Here is a 14,425-nt window from a genome sequence, read left to right on the forward strand (position 1 = left end):
AGCGTGGCGCTCCAGGGGCCTCAGGAGGACCGCTTCAGGCTGTCCAGGGACGACTGGGCGCGCTCCAGCAGCTCCTCCGGCACCCCCTCGGGCACCGCGCGGAGCTCGTCCACCAGGGCCGAGAGACGAGCGACTCCCGCCTCGGCGCGACCGATCTCCTGCTCGGTCCACGCCGCGTACTGCACGCACTGGAGCCGGTCCCCCAGATGGTCCGGACCCAGCTCCGCGTAGAGTGCGGCGGCCCGCGCCGTCAGGTCGATCTCCTCCAGCCGCAGTGCCCCGGTGTCCACGTCGCCGCGGGCCCCGGCGCGGCGGGAGTCCCCGGTGTTCTCCCCGGCACCACCGTCCCCGGCCCCGTCCGTGTCCCCGTCCTCGTCCTCGGCCTCCTCGTGCGAAGTGACCCGCCAGTCGAGCACCTGCGCCAGCTGGAGCCAGGTCTGGGCGAGCTCGGCCTGAAACTCCACGGCCTGCTCCTCGGAGCACCCCGCCCGGTCGGCCGACGCGGCCTCCAGGACCCCGGCCGCCCGGTCCATCAGGTCCCGTGCCCGCGCCCACGCCGGCGCGCCGGTGTCTGCCCGCGGCGCCAGCCAGGCCAGGGAGCGCAGGATCCGCACCTCCGCGACCGGGGAACCGCCCGCCGCCCGGTACAGCTCCAGCGACCGCTCGTACGCGGCGACCGCCTCCGGGACCAGGCGCGCGGCGGAGAGCTGTTCCGCGGCAGCCTGTGCGAAGCCGGCCTGCGGTCGCGGGTCCTCCCACTCCTCGGCCACGTCCGCCGCCAGCAGGTACTGCTCCGCCGCCGCCCGCGGGTCGTTCAGCCGGCGCAGCAGGTCCCCGAGGAACTCCCGGACGGACACGGCCTGGCCCTCGCCGTGCTCCAGCAGATCGGGCAGCGTCGACTGCAGCACCTCCACCGCGTCGGCGTGCCGGTCCTCCCGCGCGTACGCCCGTGCCAGCACCAGCCGGGCCTGCGCCCCTCCGTCGGAGGTCAGACCCGCCTGGTCGAACCAGTGCGCCGCGGTGAGGGCGTGCTCGGCCGCTTCCGCCGCGGCGTCTGCCCGCCGCAGCAGGATGTCCGCCAGGGTGAGCCGTACGACGCCCTGCGTCTCGGCGTCGGCCACCTCCGCGGAGTGCTCCAGCGCGGAACGCGCGTCCGCCTCCGCCTCCTCGGGCCGGCCCAGCGACATCAGCACACCGCCCCGCAGCACCAGCGCGTCCACCGCCTGCCAGGGCACGCCCGCCGACACCGCGCGCGTCGCGGACGCGGCCAGCAGCGGCAGGGCGCGCTCGGGGTCGCCCTGCGACAGGGCGATGCGGCCGAGCATCTCCTCGGCCTCCGCCGCCAGGTCGGGCAGTGCCTCCCGGTGGGCGGCGGCGAACGCACCGAGATCGGCTGCCAGTTCACCGTGCCCGTGGTCCTCTCCCGGACCGTGCTCGTGTGCGTGCTCCGGACCGGCTTCCAGCGGACGCAGGTAAGACTCCACGCGGATCGCCGTCAGCTGCGCCAGCGCGATCCGCCGCGGGCGCAGCGGATCGTCCGGGGCCAGGGCCTCGGCCGCGTCCACGGCGGCCGCCAGCAGCTCCCGGATCCGCCGCGGCTCGGCCCCGGACTGCGCGGCCGCGCTCGCCAGCCGCAGCTGCGCCAGCGCGGCGCGATCGTCCTGCCCAAGCTCCCGGTAGCGGTCGCGGACAGCCTCCAGCAGCGCCGCCGCGCCGTCCGCCCCGGCGCGCGCGGCCGCCAGCGCCCGGTGGTCGGCCACATCGGCCATGACCAGCGGGTCCGCTTCGCTCTCCGGGTACGCGTCCGCGCGTACGCCGACCTCGTCCCAGAGCGCGTCCGCTGCGGGATGCCGCTGTTCCCGGGCCTGCCGGGCCCGCTCCACCAGCTCGTCGAAGCCGGCCCGAGGCGGTACGGGCGCGGCCGCGGCGGGGCTCGCGGGTGCGGCGGTCCGCGGCTGCGGCAGCGCCGTGCTGCGCACCCCCAGCGGCAGTACGTCGACCAGCGGCTCCCGCCCGATCCGGGCGAGGAAGCGGTCCGAGACCCGGGTGGTGCCGTTGCGGGCGTCGAACCGCCGGGCGATGTCGAGGGAGCCCGCGCGCAGCACCTCGTACAACTCCGAGACCGAGCGCGGAACGCCCTCGTAGGGGACGGCCGGACTCGGGCCGTGCCCCAGCTCGATCAGCCGGCGCAGCAGGACGAGGATGCCGCCGTGGAACGCCATCTGGTCGTCGACGTTGACCAGGGGCCCGACGTGGGCGGCATGTTCGGCGAGGATCTCCAGGCCGCGTGACTCGTTGCCGCTCAGGGCGCAGAACTCGATGTGCTTGCCGACCGACGGCAGCAGGCTCTCGTTGCCGCGAGCCATGCGGTAGCCGCGCACGTGGTGCGAGCGGGCCTCGTCGAAGCGGCCGACGCGCAGCAGCGGCAGCAGCGAGGTGGCGAGCACCCGGTGGGGCTCCTCGGCGCAGGTCCGGTTGCCCGCCAGCACGGGCTGCCAGACGTCCAGGGCCTGGAGGTCGTCCCCGCGCAGCACGGCGTAGGCGCCCTGGCCGTTGAGTTCGCAGGCGTGGCAGTCGCTCATGTCGTCGCGTTCGGCGGCCAGCCAGGCGCGGTAGGCCCGCTCGGCCCGGTCGTCCTGGCCGACCGCGTCGGCGAGCCACAGCTCGGCCTCGCGCACCGGGCGCTCGCTGTAGCCGGCGATCCGGTAGCGGCGCTCCATCTCGTCCAGCCAGCCGGTGGCGGACTCCAGCGGGATCTCCGGGGAGTCGCTGATGGCCGTGGCCACCCATTTGAACTGCCAGAACAGCGAGTGGGCGTCCCACCGGGAGAAGGCCCCGGGATCCTTGTCGTACTCCTGGAGCAGCCGGGCGAACGGCACCAGCATCTTCGAGGACTCGGCGCTCCACAGATAGGCGTTGATCAGGTTGTCGAGCGCCCGGCGGAACAGGGGCCCGTCACCGATGGCCTCCGCCGCGCCCGCGAGCACCTCCGCGTGCGCGTTGCGCGCGGCCCCGTTCGGGGAGCCGCTGTTCTCCGCGAGGCCCTGCTCGATCTCCTCGCGCGTCAGCGTGGTCACTTCTGTCCCTCCGGGGAGTCGGTGGAGTGGGTCGCCCATTCCAGGAGCCCGAGGAAGGCCCGGTTGAGCAGGGTGGAGTCGGCGGGGCGCAGCGGCCGTTGGGACATCAGCAGCGCCTGCCCGTACAGCGATTCGACGGCCGTGCCGGTCAGGGCCTCGTCGGGCAGCGCCGCGATCCGCCGGATCAGCGGGTTGTTGTGGTTGAGCACCAGGCGTGCGCGGGGTGCGGAGCCGCGCAGCGCGCCGAGGATCCCGCTCCACAGGGAGTCGGCGCTGCTCAGTGCCGCCGTGCGGTCGCGCTCCTGGCGGGCCTGGCGGTCGTCGAGGTAGAGGGCGGGGACGGAGACGGGCTGGAAGGCGCGCAGCACGACGTCGCAGCCCTGCGGCTCCAGCCGGGTGCGCGCCGTGGACAGGAAGGGGGCGAGGGCCAGTTCGGCGGCGGTCGGGACCGCGTCGAGCCGCTCGGTGACGGCCCCGGCGTCCAGCTCCATGACCTTGAGGTCCGGCCGGACGGTCGGCAGCAGGGCGAGGAGGTCGGCGTCGTAGGTGTAGCCGGCGTTGATGACGCCGAGGCCGTGGGCCGCCGCGATCGGGGCGATCTGGCGGAACTCCTCGACCGTGCGCGTGAAGTGGATCTCGGTGTGGGCGGCCGTGAACTCCTGGAGGCTCATCGAGCCGTCGCTGGTCTCGAAGGGCAGCCAGGGCAGCATCAGGCCGAGCAGCTCGGCGTCGTGCCGGGCCAGGGACTTCACGCCGAGGTGGTGGACGCTCAGGAAGGCGGCCAGACGCTCCGGTTCGCTCGCGGCGAGTTCGGCGAGCCAGGACCGGACCCGGGCGCCGAGGGCTTCCCGTACCGCGGACAGGGTCTCGTCGTCGTACAGGTTCTCCCGGGAGGCGGTGGGCCGCAGCGTGTCCGTGTCGATGACCGCGCGGACGAAGAACGCCCAGTCGGGCAGCAGGTTGTCGGCGTGGTCCGTCAGCAGCATCCCCTTGAGGTGGACGCGGTGTCCGGCCCGGTGGGCGGGGCTGGTCGGCTCGGGCAGGACGTACGCCACTCCGCGTACGCCGGCGACGGGCAGGTCGAGGTCGATGCTGTCGAGCGGGGTGAACCCGAAGAGCTGCGTGCAGTGGCCGGCGAGCGCGACGCGGCGCGCGGCGGGGTTGGGATGGGGCCGGTCCCACACGGCGGGCCGGTCGGTGACGGGCCGCGGCTCGCCGCCCTCGCCGTCGTCGAAGGTGATGTCGTACGGGAGCAGGGCGCCGTAGTCGCGGGCCAGCTGCTCGACCTTGGCCGGGACGGTCCACTCCTCGGCTCCCGGCCGGGCCTCCAGGATGACGGTGGTGCCGGGCTCGTGCCGTGCCTCGTCGGGCAGTTCGCGGACCGTGTACGAGCCGTCGTCCGTGGCCAGCCACTCGACGGGGGCGGCCCGGGGGTCGCGCGCGGAGCGGGTGATGACGCGGATCTGCCGGGCCACGACGAAGCAGGCGAGCAGGCCGATGCCGAACTGGCCCAGGAACTCCCGGCGGGTGGTCTCCAGGCCGTGGTCGCCGCCGCGCTTGGAGCTGCGGCCGATGGTGGCGAGGAGCGAGTGGGCCTCGGCGGCGGTCAGGCCGATGCCGCTGTCCTCGATGGTCACCCGGTTCGCGGACGCCGACAGGCGGATGCGGATCTCCGCCTCGGGGTCGAGTGCATGGCGGGCGGTGACGGCGTCCACGGCGTTCTGCAGCAGCTCGCGGACGTAGACGCGCGGGCTGGAGTAGAGGTGGTGGGAGAGCAGGTCGACCAGGCCGCGCAGATCGACCTGGAAGCTGTTGGCCGAGGGATCGGAGTGGGAGAAAGAAGCCGATGTGGACGTCACGGGGCGTCACCTCGCGTATTTCGCATGGATGGTTCGGCGATCGCGAGGTACCCCCCTCACGGATCGGAATGAGGAACAGAGTAGGGGGATGATCTGACAATCTCTTGGTGAATTGTGGTGCCGCCGGGCGGTGCCGGACCGGGCCGGACGGCGGCGGAAGGGCGTTACGAGAAGCGCAGGAACTGCGGTGGCACGGCGTCCGCCAGCCACACGCCGTTGGCGCTGATCCGGAACACGTGCCCGGCCGCGCGCATCGCCCCCGCGTCCACCGCCAGGACGACGGGCCGGCCGCGCCGTGCGCCCACCCGGGTCGCGGTCTCCCGGTCGGGGGACAGGTGCACGTGGTGGCGGGCCATGGGGCGCAGCCCCTCGGCGCGGATCGCGGCCAGGGCGGAGCCGACGGTGCCGTGGTACAGGTACGCGGGCGGCTCGGCCTCCGGCAGGTCCAGGTCCACCGGCACGGTGTGGCCCTGGTTGGCCCGGATGCGGGTGCCCTCGACGGCGAACCGCTGCTTGTCGTTGGCGGCGACGACGTGGTCGAGCTCGGCGCGGCTGACGGGGAACCCGTGGGCGGCGGCCGCACGGAGAAGATCGTCGATCTCCACCCAGCCCTGGGGATCGAGCACCAGTCCGATGCGTTCCGGCTGATGCCTCAGGTGTTTCGAGACGTATTTGGACACCTTCACGGTGCGTCTGTCGTCCATGGCACCAGCTTGCCGGGTCGCAAGGGGGTCGAGCAGCGATTTATCGGCGCTCCGCCGGACTCGGACACCCTCTATCGCGTTTCCAAGATACGGAATACATTTTCCGTTGAACTACTGCCCAGGGGGAGAACCCATGACGATCCACGCTTCTCTGCCGCGCCGCGCGGTCGCCGAGCTCATCGGCACCGCCGGCCTTCTCGTGGTGGTGATCGGTTCCGGTATCCAGGCCTCCGACCTCAGCCGGGACACCGGTGTCGCCCTCGTCGCCAACTCGCTCGCCTCGGCCATCGGCCTCGGGCTGATCATCACGCTCTTCGGGCCGTTGTCCGGAGCCCACCTCAACCCGGTCGTCACCCTCACCTCCTGGTGGGTCCGCCGGCGCGGCGGCGAGGGGGTCGGCGGCCGGGAAGCCCTGGTCTACGGCGCCGCCCAGACCGCAGGGGCCATCGGCGGCGCCGTCCTCGCCGAGGTGATGTTCGGCAGGACCCCCGGCACCTTCTCCACCCAGATCCGCGGCGGCGGCCACCTGCTCGTCGGCGAGGTCGTCGCCACCGCCGGGCTCGTCCTGCTCATCCAGGGCCTGGAGCGCATCGGGCGCCCGAAGCTGATCCCGGCCGCGGTCGCCGCGTACATCGCCTCCGCGATCTGGTTCACCTCGTCCGGCTCGTTCGCCAACCCGGCGGGCACCATCGGGCGCGCCTTCAGCGACTCCTTCGCCGGCATCGCACCGCAGTCGCTGCCCGGATTCGTCGCGGCCCAAGTGGTCGGAGGCGTCCTGGGCCTGGCCCTCGCCGCCCTCCTCTACGGGGGCACCGGGCGCGACCAGAAGGACGGACCGGCGGCCGTCGGGCCGGCCGTACCCGTCCGCACCCCCGCAGCCGCCACCCCCGCGAACCCCGGCTACGAGCCCATCGGTTGAGTCGTCCACAGGCTCGTCCACAGGAACGGCCGACTTGTCCACAGCCGGTTGGGTTGGGTTTGACGGCAAACGAGTGATCCGCCCTGTGGACTACGGCCCGGCCGCGACCGGTTCGCCGCCGCCCGCCACCGGCTCGTCGCTGCCCGCCACCGGCTCGCCGTCGCCCGCCGCCGGCTGCTGTGGCGGCCGATACCCACAGGCCATTACCCCACCGGCTGTTGTCCGTCGGCCGTTACCCTCCGGCCCGGCGCGCCAGTTCGTTCATCGTCCGGGCCTGGAGCTCCCGCTCCGTGGCGGCCCGGACGAACTCACCCACGTGCTCGGAGCCGACCAGTTCCTGCACCGCCCGCACCGTCTCCGCCGGCATCGGCACCGACATGGGCCCGGACGGCTGCGCCGCCCCGGCGGTCCCGAGATGGCGCTGCAGGTGCCGGGTCGCGAACAGCCGCATCGCCCGCGCCAGCTCGGCGTCCACCGTCTGCTGGGCCAGGGGGCGCAGTCTGCGCACCATCGTCGCCGCCTCCGCCGCGTCCGCGTCCGTCGGCGGGACCTCCCCGAGGTAGCGGGCGAAGACGTGCTCGGTGGTGAACTCCAGGAACCGCGAGGCGATGTGCTCCACCTGCCCGCGCAGCTCCCGCAGATGGCCGGTGATGGCGGACAGCGGCACCCCGGCCGCGTACAGCTCGGCGGCCACCGCCAGCTCCTGCGGGGAGGGCACGAGGAACTCGTCCGGGCGGCCCGGGACCGCCTCCAGCACACCCAGCTCGCACGCCTCGCCCACCGCGTCGTCGTCGGGCCGGCCGCCGAACCGCTCGTTCAGCTCGGCGCGGCTGATCCGGGCGGCTTCCTCGTCGGTCCACGGTCCGTGGACCTCGGCGACGAGTCCCAGCACGCCGCCGAGCCCGCGTCCGGCGTCCCAGGCCTCCAGCAGTTCCTTGATGGAGGCCAGGGTGTAGCCGCGGTCCAGCAGGTCGGCGATCTGGCGCAGCCGCGCCAGATGCGTGTCCCGGTAGACGTTGGAGCGGCCGCGCCGCTCCGGCTTCGGCAGCAGCCCACGGTCCTGGTACGCCCTGATGGTGCGTACGGTCGCCCCGCTGTGGTGCGCGAGATCCTCGATCCGGTACTCGGCCACCGCCTGTTCTGACAATCCCGGCTCCCTACGACATGGCGGCTCGGCCGACCGCGGCCGCCGCGGCCCGGGCGGCAGGCGAAGCCGCAAGGTACTCGACCGCCCTGTGCAGCGAGCCCTCCTGCGAGGGATGGTACGACCGCCGGCAGGAGCGGGATACGGCCGTGCCGGGCCCGGTCCGCGCCGGCGCCGGCCCCGCCCCGTTCACAGCCGGGGTTCCAGCCTCGCGAGCCGCCGCAGCGTGCCCGGCGCGAACCGGGACAGCCACAGGGCGCCCTTGGACTCCGGTGTCACGGGCACCACGGCCTCGTCGTTCACCACGGCCCGCAGGATCGCCTCGGCGACCTTCTCCGGCGGGAAGTTGCGCAGCCCGTACAGCCGGGAGGAGCGCTCCTGGCGGCGCTTCTCCTCCGCCGCGTCCACCCCGGCGAAGCGCGAGGTGGCGGTGATGTTGGTGTTCACGATGCCGGGGCAGATCGCCGACACCCCGATCGACTGCGAGGCGAGCTCGGCGCGCAGACACTCGCTCAGCATCAGCACCGCGGCCTTCGACGTGCTGTACGCGGGCAGCGTCTTGGAGGGCAGGTAGGCGGCGGCGGAGGCGGTGTTGACGATGTGCCCGCCCTGACCTCGCTCGGCCATCTGCCTGCCGAAGATCCGGCAGCCGTGGATGACCCCCCACAGGTTCACGTCGAGGACCTTCTTCCAGTCCTCCGAGGTGGTCTCCAGGAAGGGCCCCGACAGGCCGATCCCGGCGTTGTTGACCAGGACGTCCACCACTCCGTACTCGGCGGCCGTCTTCGCCGCGAGCTTCTCCATCGCCTGCTCGTCGCTGACGTCGACGCACTCGCCCCAGGCCTCGGGGGCCCCGACGAGCCGCGCCATGTCGGCGGTACGGGCCGCGCCCTCGGCGTCCCGGTCCACGCACACGACCCGGGCCCCGGCCTCGGCGAACGCGAAGGCGGTGGCCCGGCCGATGCCGCTGGCGGCGCCGGTGACCAGCACCAGCTGGCCCGCGAAGCGGTCGGCGTACCGGCCCGGCGCCCTCTGCTGCGGCACCCGGGTGGCGGGCTCCTCCCGGGCGGTGACGAACTCGGTGATCCACGCGGCCAGCTGGTCGGGCCGGGTCCGCGGCACCCAGTGCTTGGCCGGCAGGGTGCGCCGCACCAGGTCGGGGGCCCACAGCTCCAGCTCGTCGTAGAGCCGCTCGGAGAGGAAGGCGTCCCCGGTCGGGGTGATCAGCTGGACGGGCACGTGCGCGTACGCGTCCGGGCGCGGCCGGCGCAGCCGGGGCCGTACGTTGTCGCGGTAGAGCCAGGCGCCGTGCGCGGCGTCCGAGGGCAGCGAGGCCGTCGGGTAGGAGCCGGCCGGGACCTTCTCCACCCGCTCCAGTATTCCCGGCCACCGCTTGCCGAGCGGGCCGCGCCAGGCGAGTTCCGGCAGTACGGGGGTGTGCAGCATGTACACGTACCAGGATTTGGCGCCCTGGCCCAGGAGCTGCGCGGCCCGGCGCGGGGTGGGCCGGGCCATCCGCTTCTTGATCCAGTGCCCGAAGTGGTCCAGGGAGGGACCGGACATCGAGGTGAAGGAGGCGATCCGGCCTTCCGTGCGGGCGACGGTCGCGAACTCCCACCCCTGTACGGAGCCCCAGTCGTGGCCGACCAGGTGCACCGGTCGGTCCGGGCTGACCGCGTCCGCCACCGCCAGGAAGTCGTCGGTCAGCTTCTCCAGGGTGAACCCGCCGCGCAGCGGCGCCGGCGCGGAGGAGCGTCCGTGGCCGCGGACGTCGTAGAGCACGACGTGGAAGCGGGACGCCAGCCGCTGCGCGACCTCCGACCAGACCTCCTTGCTGTCCGGGTACCCGTGTACGAGCACCACGGTCGGCCGGTCCGTGTCCCCGAGCTCGACGACGCACAGTTCGATGCCGCCGGTGCGCACCCGGCGCTCGCGCGCCCCGACGAGGCCCGTCCCCCCGGCGCCGTTCCCGGTGGTGCCGTCCGTTCCGCTCATGCCGCTCATGCTGCCTTCTCCTCGGCCCAGCGCCGCACGTGCGGCAGATCGTCGTCCAGCCAGAACGCGCTTTCCACAGGATCCCGCGAGTCGGTGACGACCAGGATCTCCTCGAACTTCGCCCCGGTGCCCCGGAATCCCAGGTGCGGCTCCACCGCCCACAACCCGGGCTGCGGCGGGTGGTCGGAGAAGCGGTACGGGCTCCACAGCGGGGACCAGCCCTCGCGGTGGCCGTGCAGGGCGTCGGAGACCAGCCCCTTGAGGGACTGCGTCCCGAACCCGAAGACGGTCGGGGACCAGCGTCGCTCCCCGACCCGGTCGATCTTGTGGGCGATCACGCCGAAGGGGTAGGCGCGGTGCCGGTTGGCGTACCCCTGGCGGATCATCAGCCGCTCGACGTTCTCGTAGATCTCGCGCAGCGCGCGGCGCTCGCGGACCTGCTCCAGGATCAGCTCGCGGTGCACCCGCAGATCGGACATGAGCCGGTCCTGCACGGGGTTCAGCCCGAGGCTGCCCGAGTACCCGATGTCGGCCGCGTACCCCTTGTGGACGGGTGCCATGTCGAGGATGAACGGCATCCCCGGCTCCAGCTTCCGGTTCGTCGGGAAGAACTGCAGGGGGATCTTGAAGTTCGCGAAGGCGGTCCGGTCCCCGAACCATGCGAACGGCAGGTGGAACCAGTCCCGCACCCCGCGCTCGCGCAGCCACTCCCGCTGCATCCGCGCGGCCTCACGCTCGGTCACCCCCGGCCGCAGCTGCGCCGCGACGGTCTCCGCGCACTCGTACGAGAGGCGTTGCACTTCCCTGAACCCGCGCAGTTCCGCCGAGAGTTGCGCGGTGCGTTGCCTGGTGTCCGCAGCCATCACAGCCGTCCGTCCGTAGAGCCGTACGCGCTACGCGCCCGTAAGTTGACACTGATGAATGTGACAATGACCGGAGATCACGTCAAGGCCCGTGCACGGACCTGTGGACAAAGTTGTCCGGTCCGCATCAGCCTTTCGTCAGGGTGTGTAGTCCTGAAGGCGGAGACCGGATGACGCTCCAGGTCTGACGATCCGCGCGAACCGCGCCACTAACGTCGAAGCCGTGACTGTCATCGCGACCGAAAGCCTGAGCAAGCGGTACCCCCGAGTGACCGCAATCGACCGGCTCTCCCTGGACATCGGGCCGGGAGTGACCGGCCTCGTGGGTGCCAACGGAGCCGGCAAGTCCACGCTGATCAAGATCCTGCTTGGACTGTCCCCCGCCACCGAGGGCCGCGCCGCCGTACTCGGACTCGACGTCGCCACCCACGGCAGCGCCATCCGTGAACGCGTCGGCTACATGCCCGAGCACGACTGCCTGCCGCCCGACGTCTCGGCCACCGAGTTCGTCGTGCACATGGCGCGCATGTCCGGGCTCCCGCCGACCGCCGCACGCGAGCGGACCGCGGACACCCTGCGCCACGTGGGCCTGTACGAGGAGCGCTACCGCCCCATCGGCGGCTATTCCACGGGCATGAAGCAGCGGGTCAAGCTGGCCCAGGCGCTCGTCCACGACCCCCAGCTGGTCCTCCTCGACGAGCCCACCAACGGCCTCGACCCCGTCGGCCGCGACGAGATGCTCGGCCTGATCCGCCGCGTCTACACCGACTTCGGCATCTCCGTCCTGGTCACCTCCCACCTGCTCGGTGAACTGGAGCGGACCTGCGACCACGTCGTGGTCGTCGACGGCGGCAAGCTGCTGCGCTCCAGCTCCACCAGCGACTTCACCCAGATCACCACGACCCTCGCGGTCGAGGTCACCGACACGGACGTCCACCCGGACGGCACCGCGGCGCTCCGCAAGGCGCTCGCCGGGGCGGGCCTCACCCTGCACGCGGGCGAGGAGCAGGGCCTGCCCGGAGCGGGCCACATCCTGCTCATGGAAGCCACCGGCGAGGAGACCTACGACATCGTGCGCGACACCGTCGCCGACCTCGGCCTCGGCCTGGTCCGCATGGAACAGCGCCGCCACCACATCGCGGAGGTCTTCCGTGACAGCGACCAGCAGCAGCTCGTCCGGAAGGGAGCCGGTTCCGATGGCGCCTGACACCTCGACCCAGATCCACAACATCGGCTACCGGTCCTACGAGGGGGCCCGGCTCGGCCGCGCCTACGCCCGCAAGTCGCTGTTCTCGCAGTCCCTGCGGGGGGCCTACGGACTCGGCCGGTCGGCCAAGTCCAAGGTGCTGCCGATGATCCTCTTCGCGGTGATGTGCGTTCCCGCGCTGATCATCGTCGCGGTCGCCATCGCGGTGCCCGGCTCCACCAGCCTGCCGATCAAGTACACGACGTACGCCCTGACCACCCAGGTGATCATCGGCCTCTTCCTCGCCTCGCAGGCACCCCAGTCGGTCTCCCGGGACCTGCGGTTCAAGACGGTGCCGCTCTACTTCTCGCGGCCCATCGAGCGCGTCGACTACGTCCTCGCCAAGTTCGCGGCGATGGCTTCGGCGCTGTTCATCCTCACCGCCACTCCGCTGCTGATCATGTGGATCGGCTCGCTGCTCGCCAAATTCGACTTCGCGGACCAGACCAAGGGGTTCGCCCAGGGACTGGTGTCCGTGCTGCTGCTCTCGGTGCTGTTCGCCGGCCTCGGCCTGATCATGGCCGCGCTCACTCCGCGCCGCGGATTCGGCGTCGCCGCCATCATCGCCCTGCTGCTGATCCCCTACGGCGCCGTGACCGCCGTCCAGGGCGTCGTGTACAGCGCCGGCACCACCGGCCCCATCGAATGGATGGGCCTGTTCTCCCCGATCACCCTGATCGACGGCGTGCAGACGGCCTTCCTCGGCGCCACGTCCGCCTTCCCCGGCGGGGAAGGCCCCTCGGCCGGTGTCGGCTTCGTCTACCTGCTCGTCGTCCTCGCCCTCATCGCCGGCTCCTACGCCGCCCTGATGGCCCGCTACCGGAAGGCCGGGCTGTGACCACGATCGACATCGACCACACCTCCCGCTGGTTCGGAAACGTCGTCGCCGTCAACGACGTGACCATGCGCATCGGCCCCGGAGTCACGGGGCTCCTGGGCCCCAACGGCGCCGGGAAGTCCACCCTCATCAACATGATGGGCGGCTTCCTCGCCCCCTCCACCGGCACCGTCACCCTCGACGGCGCGCCGATCTGGCAGAACGAGAAGGTCTACACGCAGATCGGCGTCGTGCCCGAGCGCGAGGCCATGTACGACTTCCTCACCGGCCGGGAGTTCGTCGTCGCCAACGCCGAACTGCACGGCCTCGACGACGCGGCCGCCCAGCGGGCGCTCGCCACCGTCGAGATGGAGTACGCCCAGGACCGCAAGATCTCCACGTACTCCAAGGGCATGCGCCAGCGCGTGAAGATGGCCTCGGCCCTCGTCCACGACCCGTCCGTACTGCTCCTCGACGAGCCGTTCAACGGCATGGACCCGCGCCAGCGCATGCAGCTCATGGACCTGCTGCGGCGCATGGGCGACGACGGCCGCACCGTGCTGTTCTCCTCGCACATCCTGGAGGAGGTCGAGCAGCTCGCCTCCCACATCGAGGTGGTCGTCGCCGGCCGGCACGCCGCCTCCGGCGACTTCCGCAAGATCCGCCGCCTGATGACGGACCGCCCGCACCGCTACGTCATCCGCTCCTCCGACGACCGGGCCCTCGCCGCGGCCCTGATCGCCGACCCCTCCACCGCGGGCATCGAGGTCGACCTCAAGGAGGGCGCCCTGCGCATCCAGGCCGTCGACTTCGGCCGCTTCACCGAGCTGCTGCCGCAGGTCGCCCGCGCGCACGGCATCCGGCTCCTGACGGTCTCGCCCTCCGACGAGTCCCTCGAGTCGGTCTTCTCCTACCTCGTCGCGGCCTGAAGGAGCTGGCACCCATGTACAACCCCACCGTCGCCCGGCTCACCTACCGCGCGCTGCTCGGCCGCCGCCGCGCGCTGATCCTCTGCGCGCTGCCCGCCCTGCTGATCGTCATCTCCCTCGCCGTCCGCGCCTTCACCGGCCTGGACGACAAGATCGCCGCCGACTTCCTGGGCGGCTTCGCGCTCGCCACCATGGTTCCGCTGATCGGTGTCATCGCCGGCACCGGGGCCATCGGCCCCGAGATCGACGACGGCTCGATCGTCTACCTGCTCTCCAAGCCGGTGAAGCGTCCCACGATCATCATGACCAAGCTGATCGTCGCGATCGGCATCACGATGGCCTTCTCCGCGATCCCGACCCTGATCGCCGGGTTCATCCTCAACGGCAACGGCCAGCAGATCGCCGTCGCCTACATGGTCGCGGCGCTCGTCGCCTCCATCGCCTACAGCTCCCTGTTCCTGCTGCTGGGCACGGTCAGCCGGCACGCGGTCGTCTTCGGACTGGTCTACGCGCTGATCTGGGAGTCCCTCTTCGGCAGTCTGGTCTCCGGGGCGAAGACCCTCAGCGTCCAGCAGTGGGCCCTGGCCCTCGCCGAGAAGGTCGCCGGCGAAGGCTACGTCGACGCCACCGTCGGCCTGCCGACCGCAGTGACCCTGCTCGTGGTCGTCACCGTGGGCGCCGCCCTCTTCGCCGGCCAGAAGCTGCGCCGCCTCACCCTGGCGGGCGAGGAGTAAGCCCCTTCCGATGTGTCCACCGGCGGCGGTGCCCCGCCCGGCCCCCCCCCCCCCCCGGGGGGGGGGGGGGGTAAAAAAAAAAAAAACCCCCACACACCAAGCGGAGGGGGGGGGGGGGCGGGGGGGTGTGGTTGTGGT

General features: G+C 72.4%; 11 protein-coding genes. 5 read left to right on the forward strand and 6 right to left on the reverse strand.

Annotated features, from left to right (window positions below):
* Positions 1 to 20: 20 nt before the first annotated feature.
* The 3 genes from ACFXA3_RS04540 to ACFXA3_RS04550 all read right to left on the reverse strand — a co-directional run bounded on the left by ACFXA3_RS04540 (position 21) and on the right by ACFXA3_RS04550 (position 5,640).
* Positions 21 to 3,077, reverse strand: a complete 3,057-nt coding sequence (locus ACFXA3_RS04540) for a tetratricopeptide repeat protein (RefSeq protein WP_385181834.1) — start codon at positions 3,075 to 3,077, stop codon at positions 21 to 23.
* A complete protein-coding gene (locus ACFXA3_RS04545; protein WP_385181836.1) occupies positions 3,074 to 4,936 on the reverse strand; it encodes an HSP90 family protein in 1,863 nt (620 codons plus the stop codon). The genes ACFXA3_RS04540 and ACFXA3_RS04545 overlap by 4 nt, the downstream gene beginning before the upstream one ends.
* Positions 4,937 to 5,100: 164 nt before the next feature.
* A complete protein-coding gene (locus ACFXA3_RS04550; RefSeq protein ID WP_385181839.1) occupies positions 5,101 to 5,640 on the reverse strand; it encodes an RNA 2'-phosphotransferase in 540 nt (179 codons plus the stop codon).
* 133 nt (positions 5,641 to 5,773) lie between these two features.
* Here ACFXA3_RS04550 and ACFXA3_RS04555 point away from each other — a divergent pair, with 133 nt between their 5' ends.
* Positions 5,774 to 6,559, forward strand: a complete 786-nt coding sequence (locus ACFXA3_RS04555; protein WP_385181842.1) for an aquaporin — start codon at positions 5,774 to 5,776, stop codon at positions 6,557 to 6,559.
* A 232-nt stretch (positions 6,560 to 6,791) separates the two neighbouring features.
* Here the strand turns inward: ACFXA3_RS04555 and ACFXA3_RS04560 are convergent, their stop codons facing one another.
* The 3 genes from ACFXA3_RS04560 to ACFXA3_RS04570 all read right to left on the reverse strand — a co-directional run bounded on the left by ACFXA3_RS04560 (position 6,792) and on the right by ACFXA3_RS04570 (position 10,561).
* Positions 6,792 to 7,706, reverse strand: a complete 915-nt coding sequence (locus ACFXA3_RS04560) for a MerR family transcriptional regulator (RefSeq protein WP_385181844.1) — start codon at positions 7,704 to 7,706, stop codon at positions 6,792 to 6,794.
* A gap of 186 nt (positions 7,707 to 7,892) precedes the next feature.
* Complete coding sequence (locus ACFXA3_RS04565; RefSeq protein WP_385181847.1) at positions 7,893 to 9,707, reverse strand: SDR family oxidoreductase; 1,815 nt, start codon at positions 9,705 to 9,707, stop codon at positions 7,893 to 7,895.
* The gene (locus ACFXA3_RS04570) at positions 9,704 to 10,561 is read right to left on the reverse strand and encodes a M24 family metallopeptidase (RefSeq protein ID WP_385181850.1); all 858 of its coding nucleotides are present in this window, start codon (positions 10,559 to 10,561) and stop codon (positions 9,704 to 9,706) included. The genes ACFXA3_RS04565 and ACFXA3_RS04570 overlap by 4 nt, the downstream gene beginning before the upstream one ends.
* 223 nt (positions 10,562 to 10,784) lie before the next feature.
* On the opposite strand from ACFXA3_RS04570, the gene ACFXA3_RS04575 reads away from it, so the two are divergent.
* Genes ACFXA3_RS04575 through ACFXA3_RS04590 form a run of 4 tightly spaced genes read left to right on the forward strand, consistent with a single transcriptional unit; the run spans position 10,785 to position 14,287 of the window.
* Positions 10,785 to 11,768, forward strand: coding sequence for an ABC transporter ATP-binding protein (locus ACFXA3_RS04575; RefSeq protein WP_385181852.1), 984 nt, complete (start codon positions 10,785 to 10,787; stop codon positions 11,766 to 11,768).
* Positions 11,758 to 12,645, forward strand: coding sequence for an ABC transporter permease (locus ACFXA3_RS04580; RefSeq protein WP_385181854.1), 888 nt, complete (start codon positions 11,758 to 11,760; stop codon positions 12,643 to 12,645). The genes ACFXA3_RS04575 and ACFXA3_RS04580 overlap by 11 nt, the downstream gene beginning before the upstream one ends.
* Complete coding sequence (locus ACFXA3_RS04585) at positions 12,642 to 13,553, forward strand: ABC transporter ATP-binding protein (RefSeq protein WP_385181857.1); 912 nt, start codon at positions 12,642 to 12,644, stop codon at positions 13,551 to 13,553. Before ACFXA3_RS04580 ends, ACFXA3_RS04585 begins: the two co-directional genes overlap by 4 nt.
* A gap of 14 nt (positions 13,554 to 13,567) precedes the next feature.
* Positions 13,568 to 14,287, forward strand: a complete 720-nt coding sequence (locus tag ACFXA3_RS04590; protein ID WP_385181859.1) for an ABC transporter permease — start codon at positions 13,568 to 13,570, stop codon at positions 14,285 to 14,287.
* Positions 14,288 to 14,425: the final 138 nt, after the last annotated feature.

It is taken from the genome of Streptomyces sp. NPDC059456 (assembly GCF_042750055.1).
Classification (GTDB): Bacteria; Actinomycetota; Actinomycetes; order Streptomycetales; family Streptomycetaceae; genus Streptomyces.

Excerpts from the sequence above, each read along its gene's own strand:
- ACFXA3_RS04555 (WP_385181842.1), top strand. The coding sequence starts at position 5,774 with ATGACGATCCACGCTTCTCTGCCGCGCCGCGCGGTCGCCGAGCTCATC.
- ACFXA3_RS04550 (WP_385181839.1), bottom strand. The coding sequence starts at position 5,640 with ATGGACGACAGACGCACCGTGAAGGTGTCCAAATACGTCTCGAAACAC.
- ACFXA3_RS04565 (WP_385181847.1), bottom strand. The coding sequence starts at position 9,707 with ATGAGCGGCATGAGCGGAACGGACGGCACCACCGGGAACGGCGCCGGG.
- ACFXA3_RS04590 (WP_385181859.1), top strand. The coding sequence starts at position 13,568 with ATGTACAACCCCACCGTCGCCCGGCTCACCTACCGCGCGCTGCTCGGC.
- ACFXA3_RS04580 (WP_385181854.1), top strand. The coding sequence starts at position 11,758 with ATGGCGCCTGACACCTCGACCCAGATCCACAACATCGGCTACCGGTCC.
- ACFXA3_RS04570 (WP_385181850.1), bottom strand. The coding sequence starts at position 10,561 with ATGGCTGCGGACACCAGGCAACGCACCGCGCAACTCTCGGCGGAACTG.